At 45.9% G+C, this 23,085-nt stretch carries 21 protein-coding genes and 1 tRNA gene; 10 read left to right on the top strand and 12 right to left on the bottom strand.

The genetic code is table 11. From position 1 onward, the window contains the following. Positions 1–2: 2 nt before the first annotated feature. A complete protein-coding gene (locus tag AOC29_RS04545) occupies positions 3–596 on the bottom strand; it encodes a DUF1080 domain-containing protein (RefSeq protein WP_215296884.1) in 594 nt (197 codons plus the stop codon). A 156-nt stretch (positions 597–752) separates the two neighbouring features. On the opposite strand from AOC29_RS04545, the gene AOC29_RS04550 reads away from it, so the two are divergent. From AOC29_RS04550 to nadB, 4 genes are all read left to right on the top strand, one after another. Further along, positions 753–977 (top strand): hypothetical protein, encoded by a 225-nt coding sequence (locus tag AOC29_RS04550; RefSeq protein ID WP_215296886.1) that lies wholly within the window; start codon positions 753–755, stop codon positions 975–977. 144 nt (positions 978–1,121) lie between these two features. Beyond that, complete coding sequence (locus tag AOC29_RS04555) at positions 1,122–2,924, top strand: NAD(P)H-dependent oxidoreductase subunit E (RefSeq protein WP_215296888.1); 1,803 nt, start codon at positions 1,122–1,124, stop codon at positions 2,922–2,924. Positions 2,925–2,945: 21 nt separating this feature from the next. Then, a complete protein-coding gene (gene fdhF, locus AOC29_RS04560; RefSeq protein WP_215296890.1) occupies positions 2,946–5,840 on the top strand; it encodes a formate dehydrogenase subunit alpha in 2,895 nt (964 codons plus the stop codon). A 101-nt stretch (positions 5,841–5,941) separates the two neighbouring features. After that, complete coding sequence (gene nadB, locus AOC29_RS04565) at positions 5,942–7,597, top strand: L-aspartate oxidase (protein ID WP_215296892.1); 1,656 nt, start codon at positions 5,942–5,944, stop codon at positions 7,595–7,597. A 5-nt stretch (positions 7,598–7,602) separates the two neighbouring features. Here nadB and AOC29_RS04570 read toward each other — a convergent pair whose 3' ends face one another. The 6 genes from AOC29_RS04570 to pgi form a co-directional block, all read right to left on the bottom strand. Beyond that, the gene (locus tag AOC29_RS04570) at positions 7,603–7,875 is read right to left on the bottom strand and encodes a BrnA antitoxin family protein (protein WP_215296894.1); all 273 of its coding nucleotides are present in this window, start codon (positions 7,873–7,875) and stop codon (positions 7,603–7,605) included. Then, a complete protein-coding gene (locus AOC29_RS04575; RefSeq protein WP_251370098.1) occupies positions 7,835–8,047 on the bottom strand; it encodes a BrnT family toxin in 213 nt (70 codons plus the stop codon). Before AOC29_RS04575 ends, AOC29_RS04570 begins: the two co-directional genes overlap by 41 nt. Before the next feature lie 226 nt (positions 8,048–8,273). Continuing rightward, positions 8,274–9,128 carry a carboxylating nicotinate-nucleotide diphosphorylase gene (nadC, locus tag AOC29_RS04580; RefSeq protein ID WP_215296898.1) on the bottom strand — a complete coding sequence of 285 codons (855 nt, stop codon included), beginning with the start codon at positions 9,126–9,128 and terminating at the stop codon, positions 8,274–8,276. Between the two features lie 38 nt (positions 9,129–9,166). Beyond that, a complete protein-coding gene (nadA, locus tag AOC29_RS04585; RefSeq protein ID WP_215296900.1) occupies positions 9,167–10,294 on the bottom strand; it encodes a quinolinate synthase NadA in 1,128 nt (375 codons plus the stop codon). 39 nt (positions 10,295–10,333) lie between these two features. Next, positions 10,334–11,731 carry a phosphomannomutase/phosphoglucomutase gene (locus tag AOC29_RS04590; protein ID WP_215296902.1) on the bottom strand — a complete coding sequence of 466 codons (1,398 nt, stop codon included), beginning with the start codon at positions 11,729–11,731 and terminating at the stop codon, positions 10,334–10,336. Between the two features lie 50 nt (positions 11,732–11,781). Beyond that, on the bottom strand, positions 11,782–13,314 hold the full coding sequence (gene pgi, locus AOC29_RS04595) for a glucose-6-phosphate isomerase (protein ID WP_215296904.1): 1,533 nt from the start codon (positions 13,312–13,314) through the stop codon (positions 11,782–11,784). Positions 13,315–13,464: 150 nt separating this feature from the next. On the opposite strand from pgi, the gene AOC29_RS04600 reads away from it, so the two are divergent. Next, positions 13,465–14,610 carry an NAD(P)/FAD-dependent oxidoreductase gene (locus AOC29_RS04600; RefSeq protein WP_215296906.1) on the top strand — a complete coding sequence of 382 codons (1,146 nt, stop codon included), beginning with the start codon at positions 13,465–13,467 and terminating at the stop codon, positions 14,608–14,610. Between the two features lie 34 nt (positions 14,611–14,644). Then, positions 14,645–14,734 (top strand) — tRNA-Ser (locus tag AOC29_RS04605). Between the two features lie 40 nt (positions 14,735–14,774). Here AOC29_RS04605 and AOC29_RS04610 read toward each other — a convergent pair. Then, positions 14,775–15,713 carry a hypothetical protein gene (locus tag AOC29_RS04610; protein WP_251370068.1) on the bottom strand — a complete coding sequence of 313 codons (939 nt, stop codon included), beginning with the start codon at positions 15,711–15,713 and terminating at the stop codon, positions 14,775–14,777. A 27-nt stretch (positions 15,714–15,740) separates the two neighbouring features. Further along, complete coding sequence (locus AOC29_RS04615) at positions 15,741–16,967, bottom strand: CaiB/BaiF CoA-transferase family protein (RefSeq protein WP_215296908.1); 1,227 nt, start codon at positions 16,965–16,967, stop codon at positions 15,741–15,743. Positions 16,968–17,042: 75 nt separating this feature from the next. On the opposite strand from AOC29_RS04615, the gene AOC29_RS04620 reads away from it, so the two are divergent. Then, positions 17,043–18,026, top strand: a complete 984-nt coding sequence (locus AOC29_RS04620; protein WP_215296910.1) for a tripartite tricarboxylate transporter substrate binding protein — start codon at positions 17,043–17,045, stop codon at positions 18,024–18,026. 9 nt (positions 18,027–18,035) lie between these two features. After that, entirely contained in the window at positions 18,036–18,833 is a 798-nt protein-coding gene (locus AOC29_RS04625) for an enoyl-CoA hydratase/isomerase family protein (protein ID WP_215296911.1), read from the top strand. 30 nt (positions 18,834–18,863) lie between these two features. Here the strand turns inward: AOC29_RS04625 and hemW are convergent, their stop codons facing one another. Genes hemW through rph form a run of 3 tightly spaced genes read right to left on the bottom strand, consistent with a single transcriptional unit; the run spans position 18,864 to position 21,407 of the window. Next, positions 18,864–20,054 carry a radical SAM family heme chaperone HemW gene (gene hemW / locus AOC29_RS04630; RefSeq protein WP_215296913.1) on the bottom strand — a complete coding sequence of 397 codons (1,191 nt, stop codon included), beginning with the start codon at positions 20,052–20,054 and terminating at the stop codon, positions 18,864–18,866. Continuing rightward, positions 20,047–20,646, bottom strand: a complete 600-nt coding sequence (gene rdgB, locus AOC29_RS04635) for an RdgB/HAM1 family non-canonical purine NTP pyrophosphatase (protein ID WP_215297350.1) — start codon at positions 20,644–20,646, stop codon at positions 20,047–20,049. Before rdgB ends, hemW begins: the two co-directional genes overlap by 8 nt. Positions 20,647–20,666: 20 nt before the next feature. Continuing rightward, on the bottom strand, positions 20,667–21,407 hold the full coding sequence (gene rph, locus AOC29_RS04640; RefSeq protein ID WP_215296915.1) for a ribonuclease PH: 741 nt from the start codon (positions 21,405–21,407) through the stop codon (positions 20,667–20,669). A 42-nt stretch (positions 21,408–21,449) separates the two neighbouring features. On the opposite strand from rph, the gene AOC29_RS04645 reads away from it, so the two are divergent. Beyond that, positions 21,450–22,379, top strand: coding sequence for a YicC/YloC family endoribonuclease (locus tag AOC29_RS04645; RefSeq protein WP_215296917.1), 930 nt, complete (start codon positions 21,450–21,452; stop codon positions 22,377–22,379). A gap of 30 nt (positions 22,380–22,409) precedes the next feature. Beyond that, the gene (gene gmk / locus AOC29_RS04650) at positions 22,410–23,048 is read left to right on the top strand and encodes a guanylate kinase (RefSeq protein ID WP_215296919.1); all 639 of its coding nucleotides are present in this window, start codon (positions 22,410–22,412) and stop codon (positions 23,046–23,048) included. Positions 23,049–23,085: the final 37 nt, after the last annotated feature.

Genomic DNA, 23,085 nt, shown 5'->3' on the forward strand with positions numbered 1-23,085 from the left:
TCTTAAATTGGCTTGATCTGAACTTTCCTGAACTTGATCGTTCCGCCTGCAGATTGCAGTGCAATAGGGCCTTCAGCAAAGCGACTGTCTTGCGCATCGGCTACAGTAACAACCCCATTCATCGTCACTTTGAAATGCGATCCATTAGCAACGATCTCCATCGTGTTCCAACGTCCACCAGCTTTATGAATCGGATCCACTTTTGCGACATCCACAATTGCGCCGGTAGCATAAGCTTGTTCCGGGCGAGTGTCCCAGATATTGATTTCATAAGAGTTATTTGCAGAGACTTTATTGGGGTCTTGGCAGCGAATAAAGATGCCACTATTAGTATTGGATTCGGCCCAAAATTCTGCTTTGATAACAAAGTTCTTATAAGTTTTGGTGCTTACCAAAAAACCGCTGGGCTTATTACCTTCAACAATTCCATTGCCAATGACCCAACTCGCGTTACCCACAATATTCCAGCCGTTGAGGCTCACCCCATCAATCATGTCTACAAAACCATCTTGATTTTGTGCATGAGCAACGCTGCTAAAAAGAATGGTTTGAGCACAAAGAAAGAGTGCGGCTAGGAATTTCAAGGTTGATTTCATGGGAGGTCTCCACTGAAGTTATATTATTTATTTGGAACCCATTGATTGTTGCTGATAATGGTGGAGTAGTGCAAGTAGCGGCTTTCCCTGAAAGTTGTCAGACAAAAGTTGATCTACTACGTCTATATTGACCTCAGAATCAAGTAGACTTGCATTATGAATTTGTCAAAATCGCGCCTTCTCCTCATTTTTACTATTTTTGCTGCTTTAAACCTTACAGCCTGTGGCTCGATTGAGTCTGCCGCTCAGGATGACTGCACCTCCATTGGTTGGCAAATCGGTAGTAAAGGCTATCAAGATTGCTATAAGGCACGTCTTTATGAACGGAAGCTAGACTACTCTCTGCCCCCAGGCGATAAGCCATCTCCATCCTTTCTCTAATATCAGGGTTTACCCTGATTTCAATCCCTTGAGCGCCGTCAAGGACTTAGGGGGTGAAATAACCCAAAATCAAGCGTTATTTTGCGTTTTAGCTAGTTTTGAGTAGCGCAAATGGATGCATTAAAACGATAAAGATTAGAGAATATGAATCACCCAAAGCCTTCCCAAGAAGTTAAAGCAGTTGCAGTAGCTACTGCAGATGATTTGAGGGAGACCATTCGCCGTAAAAGTAAATTAAAAGGTCGTCAAGCAGATGACGCATCTTTGGCAGAGGTTCGACAGCTGATTGGTGAGGCAGCCCATCGTCGCGACTTGCTGATTGAAAATCTTCATAAGCTGAATGATGAATATCGTGCATTACATGATCGACATTTGGTTGCTCTGGCAAAAGAAATGAATTTGCCGATGGCTGAGGTTTATGAAGTCGCCACTTTCTATCATCACTTTGAGGTAGTGCGCGGCAACGATCCTGTGGCAGATATCACTGTGCGCGTATGTGATGGAATTGCTTGTGAATTAGCTGGTGCACAAAACCTATTGACCAAACTTCCTACGATTTTAGGAAATCCCAAGGTCAAAGTAATAGCAGCTCCTTGTGTGGGTCGTTGCGAGCAAGCGCCTGTAGCGGTAGTGCATCAATATCCAGTGCTATTTGCTACAGCAGAAAAAGTTAAGGCTGCGGTCAGCAACCAATTAACTACCCAGCCAATGGCAAAAGATGATGCCAGCTTTGATCCGGCGGCGTTAGCAGAGCATGGTGTATCTACGCAAGGCGAGAACCAAGCAGTTTCACCTGACTATGTTGGCTATGAGGCTTACCGTGCTCAAGGTGGTTACACATTAGCTAGAGAAATTCATGAAGGTAAGAGAGACGCTGAGAGTGTAATCAAGGCGATGGAGAGTTCTGGCCTGCGTGGCTTGGGTGGCGCAGGTTTTCCAGCAGGTCGCAAGTGGCGCATCGTGAAAGATCAAACAGCACCTAAGCTCATGGCTGTCAATATTGACGAAGGTGAGCCTGGCACTTTTAAAGATCGAACCTATTTAGAGCGTGATCCCCATCGCTTCCTTGAGGGCTTATTCATTGCAGCAAATGTCGTTGGGATTGATACTTGCTACATTTACTTGCGTGATGAGTATCACGGCTGCCGTGAATTGCTCGAAAAAGAATTAGCAAAGCTCAAAGCAAATCCACCATTTCCGATTCCTAATATTGAATTGCGTCGCGGTGCAGGGGCCTATATCTGCGGTGAAGAATCTGCCATGATTGAAAGTATTGAAGGTAAGCGTGGTGAACCCCGGATGCGTCCGCCATACATTGCACAAGTGGGTTTATTTGGTAGACCAACTCTTGAGCACAACTTTGAAACTCTGTATTGGGTGCGTGACATTGTTCAACGCGGTCCAGAGTGGTTTAGTTCTTTCGGTCGTCATGATCGTAAAGGCTTGCGGAGTTTTAGTGTAAGTGGGCGCGTGAAAATGCCAGGTGTGAAGTTGGCACCAGCTGGTATCACGATTCAAGAATTGATTGATGAGTACTGTGGTGGCATGCAAGATGGTCATCAGTTCTATGGTTATTTACCGGGTGGCGCATCGGGTGGTATTTTGCCGGCGACCATGAATGATATTCCGCTGGACTTTGATACCCTGCAACCGTACGGCTGTTTCATTGGTTCTGCTGCAGTGATGGTGTTTAGTGACAAAGATAAAGCACGTGATATGGCTTTAAATGTGATGCACTTCTTTGAGCACGAGAGTTGTGGTCAGTGCACTCCATGCCGAGTTGGTACCGGTAAAGCTGCGAAATTAATGCAAGCGAAATCTTGGGATCAAGAAACCCTCGAAGATTTGGCTACTGTCATGGTAGATGCGTCGATTTGTGGCTTAGGTCAAGCCGCACCAAATCCGATTCGTTGTATTCATAAATATTTCCCACAAGAAATCGTATAAAAAGGGAAGAACGAGACACCTATGAACGCACCAACTAATCCAAAAGAACTCGAACTCCAAACTGTTGAGTTCAAGCTCGACGGCAAGACGATAGTTTCTTATGAAGGCGAAACGATTCTCAAGGCTGCAAAACGTCATGGGATTGATATTCCCCATCTCTGTTTCAAAGATGGCTATCGTCCTGACGGTAACTGCCGTGCTTGCGTTGTGGAAATCAATGGTGAACGTACCTTGGCTCCTAGTTGCTGCAGAAGCGCTACGCCAGGCATGGAAGTTAAAGCCAATAGCGAGCGCGCTATAAAAAGTCAAAAACTGGTACTGGAGATGTTGCTCTCCGATATGCCTGATGAAGGTTTTAAGTGGGTTGGTGATAGCAAAGCAGAAGAACAAAAGCATCAACATGGTGAGCTCAGTACTTGGGCTGCGCGGATGGATGTCACAGTGCGCCCAGAGCTGAAAGCCTTACGGCGTGAAAAAGTTGCTCACGATATTTCCCATCCAGCAATGGCAGTTAATCTGGATGCCTGTATTCAATGTAATCGTTGCGTGCGTGCATGCCGTGAAGAGCAGGTCAATGATGTCATTGGCTATGCGATGCGTGGGGCTCACAGCGAGATTGTGTTTGATCTCAATGATCCAATGGGTGATAGCACTTGCGTTGCCTGTGGCGAGTGTGTACAAGCATGTCCTACTGGTGCATTGATGCCAAAAGGTTTAATTGGCTCACAAATAGTAGATCGCAAAGTGGATTCTGTATGTCCATTTTGTGGCGTGGGTTGCCAGATAACTTACAACGTCAAAGATGAAAAGATTGTGAGTGTTGAGGGTCGCGATGGCCCAGCCAACCATAATCGTTTATGCGTCAAGGGCCGCTTCGGCATGGATTACATCCATAATCCACAGCGCTTAACAAAACCACTCATTCGCAAACCAGGCGTTCCTAAAGATGAATCCATTCTAGAAGGCAAGCAAGACTGGTCAGATATCTTCCGTGAAGCGACTTGGGAAGAAGCTTTAGATTTTGCTGGCGGCAAGCTCAAAGAGTTAAAAGATAAGCACGGCCTTAAAGTCTTGGCTGGCTTCGGCTCTGCTAAAGGCAGTAATGAAGAGGCGTATTTATTTCAGAAATTGGTTCGTACTGGATTTGGTAGTAACAATGTTGATCACTGCACTCGTCTTTGCCATGCCTCATCTGTTGCGGCGTTATTGGAAGGTGTTGGTTCGGGCGCTGTTAGTAACCAAGTCAATGATGTTGAGCACTCCAGCTTGATTTTCTTGATTGGATCAAACCCAACAGCCAATCATCCTGTCGCTGCAACTTGGTTTAAGAATGCGGCTAAACGCGGTGCCAAGATTGTGCTGTGCGATCCTCGTATGACCGAGATCAGTAAACATGCTTGGCGCACCATGCAGTTCAAGCCAGATACCGATGTGGCAATGCTCAATGCCATGATCTATACGATTATTGAAGAAGGCTTGGCGGACAAAGACTTCATTACGAATCGTGCCAATAATTATGAAGCGCTAAAAGACAATATCAAGGGCTATAGCCCTGAAGCTATGGCGCCGATCTGCGGTATTCCACCCGAAACTCTGCGTGAAGTGGCTAGAGAGTTTGCCACTACAAAATCAGCGATGATTTTGTGGGGTATGGGTATTAGCCAGCACGTTCATGGCACAGATAATGCACGTTGCTTAATCGCCTTGGTGAGTATCACCGGCCAAATTGGTAAGCCTGGCTCAGGACTGCATCCACTGCGCGGTCAAAATAACGTGCAGGGTGCTAGTGATGCTGGTTTGATTCCGATGATGTTCCCTAACTATCAACGAGTTGATAATCCAGAAGCGCATGCTTGGTTTGAAAAATTCTGGGGAACGCCTCTTGATAAGAAGCCTGGCTATACCGTGGTAGAGATCATGCATAAGATTACTGCGCCTGATAGTGATCCAGATAAAATTCGCGGTATGTATGTCGAGGGTGAAAACCCAGCAATGAGCGACCCCGATCTTAATCATGCTCGCCATGCACTAGCCTCTCTAGAGCATTTGGTAGTGCAGGATATCTTTATGACTGAAACCGCATTGCTCGCTGACGTTGTTTTACCTGCAAGTGCTTGGCCTGAGAAGGTCGGTACTGCAAGCAATACGGACCGTATGGTGCAGATGGGTAAAAAAGCAATCAATCCTCCTGGCGAAGCTAAGCCTGATCTGTGGATCATCCAAGAGATTGCTAAGCGTATGGGCCTCAATTGGAATTACCCAGGTCCTGATGCTGGAGTTGCAGCAGTCTATGAAGAAATGCGTCAAGCAATGCATGGCGCGATTAAAGGCATTACTTGGGAGCGACTTGAAAAAGAATCGAGTGTCACTTATCCTTGTTTATCACTTGAAGATCCTGGTCGTCCAATTGTCTTTGATGATTCTTTTGATACTCCTGACGGCAAAGTCAAACTCGTTCCTGCGGATATCATTCCTGCAAATGAACGTCCCAATACTGAATATCCATTTGTACTGATTACTGGTCGTCAGTTGGAGCATTGGCATACCGGTAGTATGACGCGCCGTGCAACCATACTGGATGCAATCGAGCCCATGGCAACTGTCTCAATGCATGGGGAAGATATGACCCAGTTAGGCGTTTCTGCTGGTGATGTCATTACTGTGCAATCACGTCGTGGCGAAGTTGGTATCCATGTACGTAGAGATGATGGTACGCCAAGGGGTGTGATCTTCATACCATTTGCTTACTATGAAGCTGCGGCAAATTTGATTACCAATTCTGCATTAGATCCATTTGGCAAAATCCCAGAATTTAAATATTGTGCAGTCAAGCTCTCTAAGGGCGGTGAAGTTGCCAAGATTATGGGCTACGGCACTAATGCACCAAATGGACCAGAGTTAACCGTCAATATCTAAGCGTCTATCTGTTCAGATTTATTGCAGTAAAAAGGCTCCAAAAATGGAGCCTTTTTACCTAGAGCTCACGAATTTGATTTGCCCTTTAGAATGATCCCTCTATGGCAAGTTCATCACCATCACCCTCCCAAAACCAAGCTGAGTTACCAGTTCTCATTATTGGGGCAGGATTAGCCGGATTAACCGTTGCTCTGCATATGGCTGAGAACCAGCCAGTCATCTTGATGGCCAAACGGGGCTTGAGTGAAGCTGCTACTGCTTGGGCCCAAGGTGGCATTGTTGGCGTGGTGGATAAAGAGCATGACAGTATTGACTCTCATGTGGCCGACACTATAGATGCCGGTGCTGGACTGGTAGTGGAGTCAACTGCTCGCTACATCGCCGAAGAGAGTGCTGAAGCCATTAAATGGTTAGTGGAGCAAGGCGTTCCCTTTACCGAAGATAAGTCTGGTCCCATGGGTTTGCATCTCACTCGTGAAGGTGGCCATAGTCATCGCCGGATCGCGCATGCTGCTGATGCAACTGGAAAGGCAATTCATGAAGTGTTGCTGGATAAAGCAAGAGCCCATAAAAATATCCGAATTTTGGAACATTGGATTGCACTCGATCTCATTACCAATCGTCAACTAGATGCTAAGACACAGCGTAGCAAGCCAAATCGGTGTTATGGCGTATATGCCTTAGATATTCAAAAGAATCGTGTTGAAACAATTGAAGCCAAGTCAGTAGTCTTAGCTACCGGTGGTGTTGGCAAAGTCTATCGCTACACTAGTAATCCTGATACTGCCACTGGCGATGGTATTGCCATGGCTTGGCGTGCAGGTTGCCGTGTTGGCAATATGGAATTTATTCAATTTCATCCTACCTGTTTGTATCACCCCAGTGATCGTACCTTCCTCATTACTGAAGCAATGCGTGGTGAGGGTGGCTTATTGAAACTGCCCGATGGCACTCGTTTTATGCCAGCCCATGATGAGCGCAATGAATTAGCTCCCCGCGATATCGTAGCGCGTGCCATCGACTTTGAAATGAAGAAGCATGGTCTTGATTATGTTCATTTAGATGCGACTCATCTTGGCGAAGCATTTATTAAAGAGCATTTCCCAATGATTTACGCGCGTTGCTTAAGTCTTGGCTTGGATATCACCAAAAAGCCAATACCGGTTGTACCTGCAGCGCATTACACCTGTGGTGGCGTCGTAACCGATCTTAAGGGCCGCACTGATTTACCAGGCCTATATGCAGTTGGTGAAGCAACTTATACTGGTTTACATGGTGCTAATCGCTTAGCAAGTAACTCACTTCTCGAGTGCGTGGTGATTGGTAAAGCTGCAGCAGAGGATATCTCGAATCTAAAGACTCCAGTAATGCCACATCTTCCTCTTTGGGATGAGAGTCAGGTAGAAGATGCTGATGAGCAGGTGGTGATCGCCCATAACTGGGATGAATTACGTTCTTTGATGTGGAACTACGTTGGCATTGTGAGAACCAATCGCCGATTAGAGCGCGCGCTCCACCGAATTAAACTTCTCAGATATGAAGTGCAAGAGTATTACGCCAACTTTAAAGTGACGCGAGATCTGATTGAATTGCGGAACTTACTGGAGTGTGCTGAACTCATTGTCAGATCAGCACTCATGCGCAGAGAAAGTAGGGGATTGCATTACAGCCGCGATTACCCAGGTACTTGGGCGGTCTCATATCCAACGATTTTGACCCCTCAAGCTGAGGGTAGCTCAGAAAATTCTGAGACCTAAGCGATTCATAGAGCGCCCTTTAGAACGGCCTCTTTAATATGTTTACTCAAGCGGGTTTGCCAGCCTTTGCCGCTCGCACGTAATTTTTCTAAGATATCTGAATCTAATCTGAGACTTAGCATTTCCTTTGCATTCTGAATTGGAGGGCGACCAACCCCTCGCTTAATTAAAGTATCGCCAACATAAACATGTGCATCTCGAAACCACTGCTCATCCAGTTCGGGCGCGTCATCCGGATCAACCCAATCTTTCGATATATTTTTTAATTTCACGTTCATTTGCTCTCCTTAAGCTGATGATCCTTCTGGTGTTACCTCTATACGTCCAAACCAACACAACTGGAAGGTGATCTAAATAGCCAAAAGTGATCATCCTTGTTTCCCCATAATTCTTTCTATCGTCTAGCTGGTCCATATGGGACAAAGCAAAGACTTCGTTTGCTCTCGCCATATCTAACCCCCTTACAAAAAGGGTAATTTCACGCTTCACATCATCAAACTCGATCACGTATCCACCCAATTAATGTATATACAAAAATAATTAATGTCAATACAAAAATTGAGAAAGAGACGGCGGGCCCAATTAATGCAAGGACAATAGTCTAGAAATGAAAAACCCCACTGCATATCAGTAGGGTTTGAAGAGTTTGTCAGTCAAAGACTGATGAAGAGAGGTGCTACAAAATTCTCATCGAGAAATCTATGGCATTCACATCCTTGGTTAGCTTGCCTAGTGAGATGCGATCCACACCAGTAGCAGCAATCGCGCGCATCTGATCTAAATTAATCCCACCAGAAGCCTCTAGTAAGGCGCGACCATCCGTTAAAGCGACAGCTTGTTTCATTTGATCGGTATTGAAGTTATCAATCAAGATACTCTTGGCACCAGCAGCCAAAGCTTCTTCCAATTCGGCCAAGTTTTCTACTTCAATCTGAATCTCGACTCCAGCATTGAGTGCTTGGGCATTCTTTAAGGCTGCAGTAATACTACCTGCAGCAGCGATGTGATTCTCTTTAATGAGGATGCCGTGCCATAGTGCGAGTCGTTGATTTTGGCCCCCGCCTAAACGAACCGCATACTTCTGCGCCTGACGTAAACCAGGAATTGTTTTGCGGGTATCCAATACAGTACAGCCTTTTGGATTAGGGCTGGCCCCGGCAATCGCATCAACGTGTTGACGAGTAATACTGGCAGTCCAAGATAAGGTTTGCAAGAAGTTAATGCAAGTACGCTCAGCAGACAGAAGGGCTTGAGAATCAGCTTCTATATCGCATACCTTAGTATCAGGCTTCATCAAGTCCCCTTCGATATAATGCCAAGTTACCTTTGCATTGGGATCGAGTTTCTTGAGCGTGCCTTCAAACCAATCTACACCGCAGAGCACTGCTTCTTGGCGAACAATTAGTTGTGCCTGCACTGTTTTATTGGGAACTAACTTGGCAGTCCAATCGCCCTTGCCAATATCTTCCATGAGCGCATCCTGAATATTGCGTTGGCGAGCTTGCTCTAAGGTTTCGTTGGTATCAAACATGAAAGAATTATTAATATATAAAACTAAAAGTAAAAAAGCTAAGCAGCGCCAATATTCTTGACAAAGCCATGCTGTGCTTTGGCTAAAAGATCAGGGTGGTTTTTAGTAAAGTCCAGCATGCGCTCAATACAAACCAAAGCTTTTGTTCGAGTAGGTTCTTCAACAAAGATTTCGCCGGAAGTATTTTCCAGGCAATCTAAAATACCTTGAAGACCATTCATCGCCATCCAAGGACAGTGAGCGCAACTCTTACAGGTGGCGCTATTACCGGCAGTGGGAGCCTCAATCAATTTTTTGTTAGGGGCTAACTGGCGCATGCGATGCAAGATACCCTTATCCGTGGCCACAATGTATTCGCTTGCAGTACCTTCAACCACTGCTTTGATCATGGCTGAGGTTGAGCCAACAACATCAGCCAAATCAACCACAGCTTGGGGTGACTCGGGATGCACCAAGATCATGGCATTGGGATGGGCGGCTTTGAGAATTTCTAATTCAGCCGCTTTAAATTCATCATGCACGATACAGGCACCATTCCATAACAACATATCAGCACCAGTCTGTTCTTGAATATACCTACCGAGATGTCGATCCGGTGCCCATAATATTTTTTTACCTTCAACTTTAAGTTGATGCACGATTGCTAAGGCGCAAGAGCTAGTGACCATCCAATCCGCTTGTGCTTTAACTGCAGCACTCGTATTGGCATACACCACCACAACTCGATCAGGATGGTCTGCACGAAATTTGGCAAAGTCATTGGCATCACAACCAAGATCTAAGGAGCAGGTTGCATCTAAGTCTGGCATAAAGACACGTTTTTCAGGGCTGAGAATCTTTGCTGACTCACCCATAAAACGAACGCCGGCAACAATGAGATTCTTGGCAGGATGGTTCATACCAAACCGTGCCATTTCTAGAGAGTCAGCTACAAAGCCACCAGTCTCCAAAGCCAAGTCTTGAATATCGCCATCAACATAGTAGTGAGCAATCAGAGCAGCATCTTTTTCAATCAAGAGCTGCTTGATACGGGCAATGACAGTTGCTTTTTCAGGGGCTGCTAAATAAGGCGGGACCTTTGCCCATGCTTGGGCAGTACAGGTAACCCCAGCAGCATCTTGCTGAGGGTAGTCAAAGGCAATCGGGGCGTTAACAGTTGAATTCATACGAAATCTTAATCCACTCCCGATATTTTTGCGTCACTACTAAAATGGCAACTTCGCATCTGGCTTGGCAGCCAACAGAACAGCTTTAAACTCTGCCTGAATACGCTTAATCGCTTCTTCACTATCTGCTTCAAAGCGCATCACGACCACTGGGGTGGTATTTGAAGGCCTTGCTAAGCCAAAGCCATCGGCATATTCCACGCGTACACCATCGATCGTATTAATCGATTGAGAGGTAGGGAACTTAGCATTGGCCTTAATACTGTCTAGCAAAGCAAATGGCTCGCCCTCTGCGCAAGCAAGCTGTAGTTCTGGGGTGCAGATGGCATTAGGCAGTTCATTGAGCGTCTTGCTAGGATCTTTTTCTTTAGAGAGGATTTCTAAAAGACGAGCAGCTGTATAGAGACCATCATCAAAACCAAACCAACGGTCCTTAAAGAAGATGTGGCCCGACATCTCGCCCGCTAGTGGTGCGCCAGTTTCTTTAAGCTTTGCTTTGACTAAGGAGTGACCCGTTTTCCACATCAAGGGCTCGCCACCATGCTGCTTAACCCAGGTGGCTAAGTTACGGGTACATTTCACGTCATAAATAATCTGACCGCCAGGATTCCTAGAGAGAACATCCTTAGCAAAAAGCATCATTTGACGATCTGGAAAAATCACTTGACCATCTTTAGTCACAACACCTAAACGATCGGCATCACCATCAAAGGCAAGACCTAATTCATTATCCGTGGTTTGCAAATTTTTAATCAGGTCCTGAAGATTCTCAAGATGTGCCGGGTCAGGATGATGATTGGGGAAATGACCATCGACTTCACAAAACAGCTCTTGTACTTCGCAACCTAGAGCCCTTAAGAGTTTGCCAGCAAACGCACCGCCTACGCCATTACCGCAATCGACGGCAATTTTCATCGGGCGTGAAATTTTGACATCACCTACGATGTACTTGAGATACATCGGGAAGATGTCAAAGCTACTGCGAGTGCCGAGTTTATTGGATTCGCCAGCAGCAAATTGTTTGGCTTCAATACGTTTACGCAAGGCCTGAATCTGATCTCCATAAATCGCAGCACCACCCAAAACCATTTTGAAGCCGTTGTAGTTTGGTGGATTATGGCTACCGGTAATCATGATGCCGGACTTGGGCTGTTTACCATCAAGGATTTGATTCGCACCGAAGTAGACCATTGGGGTAGCAACCATACCCAGATCAATTACGTTAATGCCAGTGGAGAGTAGACCTTCAGTTAAGGCTTCAATCAGGCTCGGTCCAGATAAGCGACCATCACGACCAATCACAATTTCCGTCTCGCCAAGCTCGCGCATCTCAGTACCAAAGGCTTGACCAATGAGTTTGGCAATCGATGGATCTAGGGTTTCATTGATGATGCCGCGAATGTCATAAGCCTTAAAGATAGATGGAGAGAGTTGCATGAAACACCCTTAAATGAAAGGAAGCGCTGGGCGCAAAATAAATAAAAAAATTAAGAATTTGAATTCAGGAAATTAATGCGCTCGGCAGTGATAGCATCCACACTCTCATTGGCAACAACTTGGTCTGAGCCACTCGCTAATGCTTTTTCAATTGGTTTTGCCAACACCTTCCCATACTCAACACCAGGTTGATCAAAGCTATTGATATTCCAGAGCGCACCCAAAGTACCAGCACGGTTCTCGTACAAGGCTAGTAATGCACCTAAATAGAAAGCATTGAGTTCAGGCAATAGCAATAAGTTGCTTGGGCGCTTACCTGGATAAACATTATTTGGATTGCTATCAGTCTTGCCGTGCGCTAAAGCCTGGGCCTGCGCTAGGCAGTTCGATAACAAAATACGATGATGCGCTAAGGACTCAGGTCGAGCGCTCATGGGTTTGCGCACAGCAATAAAATCAATCGGAATGATTTCAGGGCCTTGGTGGAATAGCTGGAAGTAGGAGTGTTGCGCATTGCTGCCCGCACTACCAAATACTACTGGTGAAGAATATTTCACTGGCTTACCGTCTTTACCAACACTCTTGCCATTGCTTTCCATGTCCAGTTGTTGCAACCATTTCGGAAACCAATCTAAAGCATCTGCATAGGGAATGGCGGCATACGCTTTAATACCATGCTTTTCTTGTTGATACAGTAAAGCTAGCGCCATGATGACGGGTAGATTATTTTCTAGTGGTGCATTCTTAAAATGCAAATCCATTGCATGGGCACCAGCCAAAAATTCCTCAAAGGTCTTAAAGCCATATTGCAAGGCAATGGGTAAGCCTACTGCTGACCAAACAGAGTAACGGCCGCCAACCCAATCCCAGAATGGAAAGATATGATCATCCGCTATGCCAAACTCTTTGGCAGCTGGTACATTAGCAGTTACCGCAAATAAGGCTTTAGCAATCTGACCTTTCGTGCAGTTGTTATCTTTCAACCAAGCGACTACTGCCTTGGCATTCATGGTGGTCTCTAGGGTCGTAAAGGACTTTGAAACAATAATCACGCGAGTGCTATTGGGTTGTGCGCGATCCAGAATTCGGGCTAATTCAGCGGTATCAATATTGGCTAGAAAATGCATCCGCATGCCACGACTCTCAATGTCGGGCACATGGGCTAGTGCTTCAATGGCCAAGCGTGGTCCAAAGTCTGAACCACCAATACCAATGTGAATAACATCGGTAACACCAACCCATTTATTGCAGAGCGCTTCAATCCTTCGCCAAACATCCGTCACGGCAGGCATGACATCTTGTCCGTCTAAGATAACTGGCGATTTTGAAAGGTTGCGCAGTGCTGAATGCAGAGCGGGGCGATCTTCGCTTTGGTTGATATGCTTGCCAGCGAACATATCAGCGATAAATTCTGGAAGCTCAGACTTACGCGCTAGCTTAAATAGATCAGACCAATTATTAGAATCAATCCCTTGATAGGCCGTATCTAAAACAACATCGACTGCAGTGTGCGCTCCATTCGGTATGCTGCCGTGGAGGTTTTGAGCACTGTGCACGTTGTTCGAATCTGGCTTTGAAGACATATCTTGATTTTATCAATAAGGGGGTCAAGAACCCCTAAAACACTGAAAATGTTAGGATTTCGGTATATTGTGTGTCATCAAATAGTCATAAATAGAGATAAATAGATCAGCAAGTAAGTAAATAGACAAAACGAATATAGGCGGGGATGGATGGAGCAGGTTGATTGTGTTGTAGTGGGTGCTGGTGTTGTCGGACTCGCTGTCGCCCGTGAAATGGCACTTCAAGGTCGAGAGACCATCTTGCTTGAGCGCGAAAGTGCTTTTGGCACTATCAGCAGCGCCCGAAATAGCGAGGTGATTCATGCTGGCATCTACTATCCCAAGGGCTCACTCAAAGCCAAACTTTGTGTAGAAGGGAATCGCCAGCTCTATGACTATTGCCGCAGTCATCAAGTAGCCACTCAGCCCTACGGCAAGCTCATTGTCGCTGCTGATGAAACACAGATTGATGACTTGCAAGCGATTCTCTACAAAGCCCAAAATAATGGCGTACCAGAGATCAAAATGATTTCAGGTAACGAGGCAATAGCGCTAGAGCCCAAGCTCAGATGTGTGGCAGCGATTTTGTCTGCAACTACGGGTATTGTCGATAGCCATGGTTATATGCTCTCGCTGCTGGGTGGCTTTGAAGATGCGGGTGGCATGGTCGCTTATCAATCACCATTAATAAGCGTTAAGCCTGTTGGCAAAAATGCGGAAGGTGGATATGAATTACTTGTTGGTGCTGCCGATGGCGCTGATAGTATGAGAATTCAGACAAAGTTACTCATCAATTGTGCCGGCATGAGTGCGCCAGCAGTAGCTCACAAAATTGAAGGACTCAAGCAAGAGCAAATACCTAAAGCCTATTTTGCAAAAGGTAACTACTTTTCTTTATCTGGTAAATCGCCATTCACGCATTTGATTTATCCCATCCCGGAGCCTGGAGGTTTAGGAGTTCATCTGACTTTAGATATGGCTGGCCAAGCTAAGTTTGGGCCTGATGTGGAATGGTTGGATATTGATGCTGAAGAGCAAATTGATTACACCGTTAACCCAAAGCGAGGAGAAGGCTTCTATGAGGCTGTGAGACGCTATTGGCCAGACCTTAAAGATGGTTCCTTGCAACCTGATTACTCTGGGGTCAGAGCCAAAATTGTTCCTGCCAATACTCCAGCAGGAGACTTTTGCTTCAATAGTCCACAAGACCATGGCCTGCATGGGCTCTACAACCTATATGGCTTTGAGTCCCCAGGGCTCACTTCTAGCCTTGCTATTGCGAAACATTTAGAAGGGCAAATCAAAAAGTCTTTATAATCTAGGGCTTGAATTAGATCTGATTCCAGCGAATGGAAGAGTGGCAGAGCGGTTGAATGCACCAGTCTTGAAAACTGGCGAGGATGAAAGTCCTCCGTGAGTTCGAATCTCACCTCTTCCGCCAAAATATCAAATGAAAAGGGGCTCAGTTGCCCTTTTTTAATTTAGAAACTGGCTGCCAAGCCAATTGAAGTGCCTCTCACATTCAGGCCGAACTGGTAGCGGAATACAAGACGTATCCTGCTGAATATGGGATCTGATGCACTTCGATCCAGCTCAATACCAGTTCCGAGAGACGACAGCGAGCTAAATCCGAGTGTTCCACGTAAATCGCCTAAAAATTGAGTATTGGCTACTTCAAAAACTGCTCTGAGCGGTCTGTCTAGTGCCATAAAAGGCGTGGGAATTCTGCTGCGTGCCCAAAACGATAGACTTTGTGAATCGGCGGATCCTTGAACTGCGGTGGAGCTATCAAAAGTTTGGATGCCAATATTGGTGTAACGCAATTCGATATCAATTTCTTGATCAGGTTTGTAGTTCTCATAATCAAGCATTACCGATCCTCCTAGTCCATAGGAGTTCATCCGACCACTATTAATAAACTGTAAATTGATGTCACGATTATTATTGATATAACGTGTGGCAATAGAAGCATCACTTTCTAAATGTCCAAGCATGACATTAGCTATGGGCCTAAAACGTAATTGATCTGTAATAGGGAAGTCCCAGCCGATACCGCCTGTTCCAGTGATGCTATTCCAATACATGGGTATGTTCACAGAGCTATTGCCAACCCCGTCAGTAAATGTTGGGTTATAGCGATTGAATGCTATTGTTCCTTCTATATAGAGTGGGAAATTGGCGCTAATACGATCTCCGCCGCCTAGCGAAGTCATTTGTAAGTCAGATCTACCACTGCTGCTTGAATTGATTTTTAGATTTCCTGTGGTGACATCTGGTGTCAGCGAGTATCCAGTGATCGTCATCAAAGCATCTGCACGCTTTTTTAAATAGTTGGTGCCCGCATCCTGAAGGGGTGTCTGAGCATTCACGGGATGCGTGATGCACAAAAGATATAGGGCTAATAAATATAAATGTTTCACTGATGGGTAAATATAAAACACCACAATCTATGGTTTAAATGCCCCGCCAGCTTCGAGCACCTTGAGTTCATCACCAGTAATACCCAGCTCTGCTAATAATTCACTAGTATGTTCACCCAATAAAGGGGGATGCTTATGAACTTGTTGCGGCGTACCCATCAGCTTGACTGCAAAACCAATATTTGGAACCTTGCCTTCAATTGGGTGATCAATTTCCATGCGCATATTACGATGGCGACCATGCTTGCTATTAAAGGCCTGCGGATAAGTATTGATCGGACCCGCTGGAATGCCTGCAGCTAATAAAGCATCCACCCATTCATCACTCTTTTTACTGACAAACGTTTTTTCAAGTTCAGCAGCCAACTCAAGACGATTTGCTAAGCGTAAAGGATTGGTTTTAAAGCGCTCATCCTCAAAGAGTTCCGAACGTCCAATCTTTTCACAAAGAAGCTTCCAAAGTTTTTGATTAGTGGCACCCATCACGAAGTAGCCATCAGAGGCTTTCATAGCTTGGTAAGGAGCGCTCATATGATTGGCTGTGCCCAATTTATAGGGCTCAACACCCGTTCCCCAGTATTGCGCCGTATCCCAAATAGAAAACGCTAATGCAGAATCGAATAGGGAGGCGTCAATAAATTGCCCCTCACCCGATTTGGTTTTGCCAATATAAGCAGACAAAATTCCATAAACCGCAAACAGAGCGCAACCGATATCAGCTACTGGCACGCCCGCCTTAACCGGCGGACCATCTGGGTAGCCGGTAACACTCATTACGCCAGACATGGCTTGCGCCATCAAATCAAAACCAGGACGATCTGCCCAGGGTCCTGTTTGTCCAAAGCCAGAGATGCTGGCATAGACCAAGCCGGGATTCATCTTTTGCAGCGTGGGGTAGTCAATCCCGAGTTTTTTCATCACGCCGGGGCGATAGTTCTCTACTAAGATGTCGGCAGTTTTAACAAGCTCAAAGAATACTTTTTTCCCTGCTTCTGTTTTGAGATTGAGGGTAAGACTGCGTTTATTACGATTCATATTCAGAAAGCCCATGCTATCTGAGCCTTTCATCTTAAATCCCATGGCAGCTCGAGTTTGATCACCAGTGCCCGGTGGTTCAATCTTGATGACATCAGCGCCCAAGTCAGCCAAGAGCATGCAGCAGTAGGGACCAGCCATTACTTGGCTCACATCCAGCACTCTCACTCCAGAAAGGGGAAGGGGTTTAGTACCTGCTTTCGTAGGTGTTTTCGTCATTGTCTCGATGGTTTATATATGTTTAGAATGAAGTTCTAATAGTATCAAACACATTAAAACAATATTGGAGGCATTATGTTCCTGAAACCCTGGGCGCTTCGTAGCTTAGTGGCATTAGCGCTAGGAGCTTATTCATGGCTCGCTCTTGCACAAGCATCCTTTCCAACAAAACCGATTCGCCTGATTGTCGGTTTTGCTCCTGGTGGCGGCACTGATATTGTCGCTCGTGCCATTGCCCCAAAAATGAGTGAGATCCTTGGTCAGAGTGTGATTGTGGAAAACAAATCAGGTGCTGCGGGAACGATTGCTGCAGACCAGATAGCTAAATCTACTCCGGATGGCTATACCTTGTTAGTGGGGCATTCCAATTCCAATGCAATCGCACCATTTGTATTGACTAATGTGCCATACAACCCAGCGACAGATTTCACGCCAATTACCTATCTCGGTTATGTACCAAACGTTTTAGTCGTAAAGTCTTCATTACCGGTGAACTCAGTAGCGCAGCTCATCTCATTAGCTAAAGCTAACCCAGGTCAAATGACTTACGGCTCCTCTGGTATTGGCAGTACTCAGCACTTAGCTGGTGCTTTGTTTGGAAAGATTGCAGGTATTCAGATTAATCATGTGCCATACAAAGGCAGTGGCCAAGCCATTATTGATTTACTCGGCGGTCAAATCACGATGAACTTTGACACTTTACCGCCGAACTTACAGCAAATTAAAGACGGTAGCCTAAAAGCCTTGGCAATCTCAACACCCAAGCGTTTATCGTTTCTTCCCAATGTTCCAACTTTCAACGAGGTTGGCATCACTGGTTTTGATGTGACTAACTGGTATTCCATTATGGGGCCAAAAGGAATGGATCCAGTAGTTGTGAATAAGATTGACCAGGCTGTTAAAGCGGCGATGGCTGATCCTCAAATTAAGAAGACATTGGATTCACAAGGCTTGCAACCTGAAGGCCCAGTAACACCGGCAGCATTTAGCCTCTTTTTAACAGCTGAGCTTGCTAAGTACCAACGTTTGGTCAAGAGCCTGAACATCAAGGCTGAATAAGTTTCACGCATGACACAAAAAGAGCTGGACGCTGAGGTCGCACAAGTCACTATCGAGTTGCGCGACAAGATTGCGTACATTACCTTTGATCATGTCGCTGCGCGCAATGCGATGACGGTTGAGATGTACCAAAGTCTCAAAACAATCTGTGAGGATCTTGCCAAGAATCCAAGCATTCGTGTTGCTATCTTTCGGGGTGCAGGTGGCAAGTCTTTTGTCTCGGGTAGTGACATCGCTCAATTCACTAGCTTTAAAGATGGGGAAGATGGTATTCGATATGAAGAGGCAATACATGACTATCTCAACCCCTTAGCGTCACTTCCGATCCCAACCATTGCTGTAATTGATGGCATGGCAGTCGGCGGTGGCCTAGCAATTGCGACTTGCTGTGATTTTAGGATCTCCACGCCAGATGCCAAGTTTGGTGTTCCCATTGCTAGAACTCTTGGTAATTGTCTTTATCCCGGCAATATCGCCTGGTTAGCCGCTCATATGGGTATGAATATTGTTAGGCGCATGCTTCTCTTGGCTGAGATGGTTTCGGCTAGGGAGTTGCATGCTCAGGGTTACTTGCTGGCTACGCATGATGCTGATCGGCTTGGCAATGAAGCAGACATTTTAGCTGAGCGCCTATCTAAACTCGCTCCGATTACGCAAAAAGCCAGCAAGCTCGCGATGGCCAGGATTATTGCCAATCAACTTCCAGACTGCCAAGACCTGATTCGTGAAACTTACGGCAGCGATGATTTCAAAAACGGCGTCGCTTCGTTTTTAAAGGGTGAGCCACCAATTTGGGTTGGCAAGTAATTAGAATGTAAGTCAGATGAGTAAATCAACTCAATCTAAAAATACCTCTTGCAGATTATTTAAGTAGCGCAAGCCTAATGCTGTGGCTTTAAGCTTGCTGGGGTTCTCATCCAACAAGCCTTTTTTGCTTGCTTCGGCTAAGCCTTTGCTAATGACGCTTAAAGGCAGACCAGTGCGCTCACTAAAGGTATTGGTGTCAACACCATCGGTCAAGCGCAGGGTGTTGAGCATAAATTCAAAAGGTAGATCTTTAGTCTCAATCTCCTTGGATTCAATCAAGGCATTGCCTTTGCCTTCCATAGCAGACATATAGGTATCTGGATGACGCTCTCTTACTTGACGGGTAACTTTATCTGGGAAAGAAATTTTTCCATGGGCACCAGCACCAATGCCAATGTAGTCACCAAAGCGCCAATAATTAAGATTGTGTTTGCACTCTTGATCCTTCTTGGCATAAGCAGAAACTTCGTAGCGCTTGTAGCCAGCCTTCGTTAGTAGGTCGAGATTCTGTTCAAAGATGGCATCAATTTCATCATCATTGGGTAGCTTTGGCGGAAAGCTGGCGAAGTAAGTATTAGGCTCTAGTGTGAGATTGTAAAAAGACAAATGAGGTGTCTTGAAGGACAAGGCAGTTTCAACGTCAGCTTTTGCAGCCTCGAGACTTTGATTGGGTAAGCCATACATCAGGTCTAGGTTGACCGATTTGAAGTTATCTAAAGCAATCTGAATAGCCCGTTTAGCTTCTTCGCCATTGTGAATACGTCCCAAAGCCTTTAGTTGCTCATCTTGAAAACTTTGTATACCTATAGATACTCGGTTGATGCCACACTTCGCAAAAGCGGCAAACTTATTAGCCTCAATTGATCCAGGATTGGCCTCCATCGTGATCTCAGCATCTGCATCTAAATTGATGCGAGCACGAATGGCAGAGAGTAATTCATCCATACTTTCGGGTGATAAGAGGCTGGGTGTACCACCACCAATAAAAATACTGTGCACTTGTCGACCCCATATATTGGGAAGCTCAGTTTCTAGATCGGCAATCAATGCTTTGATGTAGCGCTGCTCATCAAAGCCAGACTTATTGCTGGTCCCTTCTTTAATCTGATGGGAGTTGAAATCACAATAAGGACACTTCTTTTCACACCAAGGGAAGTGGATATAGAGGGATAAAGGAGGAAGTGCTGTTAGCGAAACAGCATTGGCTTGCAACTTAGGCACGGCTAGATCGAGTCTGCAATTGAATAATCAGCTCACGCAGGGCTTGACCACGATGGCTAATGGCATTCTTCTTCTCGGGTTTCAACTCTGCGGCTGTAAGGCCTAATTCTGGCAGAAAGAAATACGGATCATAGCCAAAGCCATTAGTACCTTTTGGATCATCAATTAATGTTCCATACCACCGCGTTTGTACGATCATGGGTTCCGGATCATCAGCGCTGTTGACAAATACTAAAGCGCAAACATAATGTGCGCCGCGATTGATTTGCCCCTTTAATTCCTGAATTAACTTTTGATTATTAGCAGCATCATTCGCTGGCTCTCCAGCGAAACGCGCTGATAAAACGCCAGGTTGACCATTTAATACATGTGCGCAAATGCCAGAGTCATCAGCCAATGCCGGCAGACCGCTAGCTGCGCTAGCATGACGTGCTTTAGCAAGCGCATTCTCTATAAAAGTGTGATGAGGTTCTTCTGCAGAGGGGATACCCAATTCGCCTTGGGGAATGACTTGGAAATTTAAGGGTGCAAGAAGTGCCTGAAACTCCCGTACCTTGCCAGTGTTATTGGACGCGAGAACCAGCTTTTGGATCATGCTTGTTTATTCTCTATTCATTTCAATGCATCAATCTGTAATTGAGTCAGCTCTTGAATGCCGTGCTCCGCTAAATCTAATAGGGCAGTCAGCTCACTTCTAGAGAATGCTGCGCCCTCTGCAGTACCTTGTACCTCAATCATGCCGCCTTTACCGGTCATGACCACATTCATATCGGTATCGCAAGAAGAATCCTCTGGGTAATCTAAATCCAAAACGGGAACGCCTTGATAGATGCCAACGGAAATTGCGGCTACGCTATCGATGATGGGATCTTGAGTGAGCGCACCACTTTTGAGTAATTGATTGACCGCATCACGCGCAGCTACATAAGCGCCAGTGATAGAAGCGGTACGAGTACCACCATCGGCTTGCAAAACATCGCAATCTAAATGGATGGTACGTTCACCCAAGATTTCTAAATTAAAGATGCTGCGCATAGCGCGACCAATGAGACGCTGGATTTCTTGAGTACGACCCGATTGTTTGCCACGAGCTGCTTCACGATCGCTGCGAGTATGAGTGGATCGAGGCAGCATGCCGTACTCCGCAGTGACCCAGCCTTCACCTGAGCCACGTTTGTGGGGCGGCACTTTATCGAGAATGCTGGCAGTACACAAAACCTTGGTATCACCAAAGGTAATCAGCACAGAACCTTCAGCATGCTTGGTAAAGCTTCTAGAGATCGTGACAGGGCGCAAGTCTTTGGGCTTACGACCGCTGGGACGAGAGATATTGGCTGAATTTGGGCTGCTCATGGGTTTGTCCTAAAGTGGCTATAAAGAATCTACAATGTCCATATGATATCGAGCATGACTGGTTATGGCAGCGCTTCTCGCCAAGTCTCCCTAGGGGCTGGCGTTGTAGCTGATCTGCAGGTGGAATGTCGGGCTGTAAACAGCCGCTTTCTGGATTTAGGCTTTCGTCTTCCGGATGAGTGCCGAGGAGCTGAACCTGCCTTACGTGAAATGGCGACCCATAGTCTTTCTCGGGGCAAGGTAGAGTTTCGGGCAGCATGGCGAGTCAATAGCGGTGCTGCTGGTGCGGCTAAGAGTAATCCTCATGCGCTAGGGGCGCTTCAGCAAGATCGCCTGGATGCACTCTACACCCTCCAAGAGAAAGCCCAGGAAGCATTTCCGAAAGCCCAAGAGCTTAGTATTGCCGAAGTCCTGCGTTGGCCAGGCATTGTTTCAGAGCCACGAGGTGAAGAAGAAGGTTGGATTGCTGCAACGGTGGAGGCGGGTCGTGCTGCCATAGAGGCGCTGATAGAAAGTCGCAACTCTGAAGGTAAAGCGCTGGTTGGTGTGCTAACCAATATCACTAGCAAGATGCGCGAGATCGTGAAGGTAATCGAACCCAAGGTTCCAGAATACGTTTCTCAGTATCAAAAAAAGCTAACCGAACGCCTATCTGAAGCATTAGCTGCCCAAGAACAAGCTAAGTCTGGTACTGAGCTCATGGAGCGTATTCGACAAGAGGTCGTTCTCTATGCGGTGCGAATTGATATTGCTGAAGAGTTTGCAAGAATCAAGACTCATCTGCAAGCAGTTGATACTGCTTTGGCTGGTAAAGGTCCGGTTGGTAAGCGTTTGGATTTTCTGATGCAAGAACTTAATCGTGAGGCCAATACCTTAAGTTCTAAGTCTGTTTCGGAGGAATGTACCCAAGCTGCTTTAGAGCTCAAACTGTTGATTGAGCAAATGCGCGAGCAAGTGCAAAACCTAGAATAGTGAATAATTCGTAATCTACTCCATTGATTGATGACTAATTCTATTTTGACCCCTTCTTATCAAGGCAGCATGCTGATGATTGTTGCGCCCTCTGGCGCAGGCAAGTCATCTTTAGTGAATGCCTTACTAAAAGAAGATGCAGGTCTCAAGCTTTCTTTATCCACTACAACCCGCGCACCAAGGCCTGGTGAAGTCGACGGTAAAGATTATAGATTTGCTACTAAAGAAGAGTTCATTGCTGAAAGAGATCAAGGTCACTTTTTAGAATGGGCAGAAGTGCATGGCCATTTTTATGGAACTTCAAAACCTTGGATTGAATCTCAAATGCAAGCTGGTAGCGATGTCATGCTGGAGATTGATTGGCAGGGGGCGCAACAGATTCGGAAACTGATTCCCTCTGTACAGTGGATCTTTATTTTTCCGCCCTCGATAGAAGCTTTAGAAGAGCGTTTACGCAAAAGAGGGCAAGATGATGAAGCGACGATTCAGAGGCGTTTAGCAGCAGCGCATATAGAGCTAATACATGCCCACGAGGCAGATTACATTGTGGTGAATGATTCTTTTGACCAGGCCCTGATGGACCTAAAACATATTTTGGCCTCCAGTCGCCTTCGTTCTGGGCCCAGTATGGCTCGAAATCCAGCTCTTTTAAGGCGCCTTGGGGTCTAATCAGTTATCCTATAGGTATTGAAGCTAAATTAAGTGA

It is taken from the genome of Polynucleobacter sp. JS-JIR-5-A7 (assembly GCF_018687935.1).
Lineage (GTDB): Bacteria > Pseudomonadota > Gammaproteobacteria > Burkholderiales > Burkholderiaceae > Polynucleobacter.

What these genes read in the sequence shown, in the direction of transcription:
- AOC29_RS04545 (WP_215296884.1), bottom strand. Translation starts at nt 596, where the DNA reads ATGAAATCAACCTTGAAATTCCTAGCCGCACTCTTTCTTTGTGCTCAA.
- AOC29_RS04550 (WP_215296886.1), top strand. Translation starts at nt 753, where the DNA reads ATGAATTTGTCAAAATCGCGCCTTCTCCTCATTTTTACTATTTTTGCT.
- AOC29_RS04555 (WP_215296888.1), top strand. Translation starts at nt 1,122, where the DNA reads ATGAATCACCCAAAGCCTTCCCAAGAAGTTAAAGCAGTTGCAGTAGCT.
- fdhF (WP_215296890.1), top strand. Translation starts at nt 2,946, where the DNA reads ATGAACGCACCAACTAATCCAAAAGAACTCGAACTCCAAACTGTTGAG.
- nadB (WP_215296892.1), top strand. Translation starts at nt 5,942, where the DNA reads ATGGCAAGTTCATCACCATCACCCTCCCAAAACCAAGCTGAGTTACCA.
- AOC29_RS04570 (WP_215296894.1), bottom strand. Translation starts at nt 7,875, where the DNA reads ATGAACGTGAAATTAAAAAATATATCGAAAGATTGGGTTGATCCGGAT.
- AOC29_RS04575 (WP_251370098.1), bottom strand. Translation starts at nt 8,047, where the DNA reads ATGGCGAGAGCAAACGAAGTCTTTGCTTTGTCCCATATGGACCAGCTA.
- nadC (WP_215296898.1), bottom strand. Translation starts at nt 9,128, where the DNA reads ATGTTTGATACCAACGAAACCTTAGAGCAAGCTCGCCAACGCAATATT.
- nadA (WP_215296900.1), bottom strand. Translation starts at nt 10,294, where the DNA reads ATGAATTCAACTGTTAACGCCCCGATTGCCTTTGACTACCCTCAGCAA.
- AOC29_RS04590 (WP_215296902.1), bottom strand. Translation starts at nt 11,731, where the DNA reads ATGCAACTCTCTCCATCTATCTTTAAGGCTTATGACATTCGCGGCATC.
- pgi (WP_215296904.1), bottom strand. Translation starts at nt 13,314, where the DNA reads ATGTCTTCAAAGCCAGATTCGAACAACGTGCACAGTGCTCAAAACCTC.
- AOC29_RS04600 (WP_215296906.1), top strand. Translation starts at nt 13,465, where the DNA reads ATGGAGCAGGTTGATTGTGTTGTAGTGGGTGCTGGTGTTGTCGGACTC.
- AOC29_RS04615 (WP_215296908.1), bottom strand. Translation starts at nt 16,967, where the DNA reads ATGACGAAAACACCTACGAAAGCAGGTACTAAACCCCTTCCCCTTTCT.
- AOC29_RS04620 (WP_215296910.1), top strand. Translation starts at nt 17,043, where the DNA reads ATGTTCCTGAAACCCTGGGCGCTTCGTAGCTTAGTGGCATTAGCGCTA.
- AOC29_RS04625 (WP_215296911.1), top strand. Translation starts at nt 18,036, where the DNA reads ATGACACAAAAAGAGCTGGACGCTGAGGTCGCACAAGTCACTATCGAG.
- rph (WP_215296915.1), bottom strand. Translation starts at nt 21,407, where the DNA reads ATGAGCAGCCCAAATTCAGCCAATATCTCTCGTCCCAGCGGTCGTAAG.
- AOC29_RS04645 (WP_215296917.1), top strand. Translation starts at nt 21,450, where the DNA reads ATGATATCGAGCATGACTGGTTATGGCAGCGCTTCTCGCCAAGTCTCC.
- gmk (WP_215296919.1), top strand. Translation starts at nt 22,410, where the DNA reads ATGACTAATTCTATTTTGACCCCTTCTTATCAAGGCAGCATGCTGATG.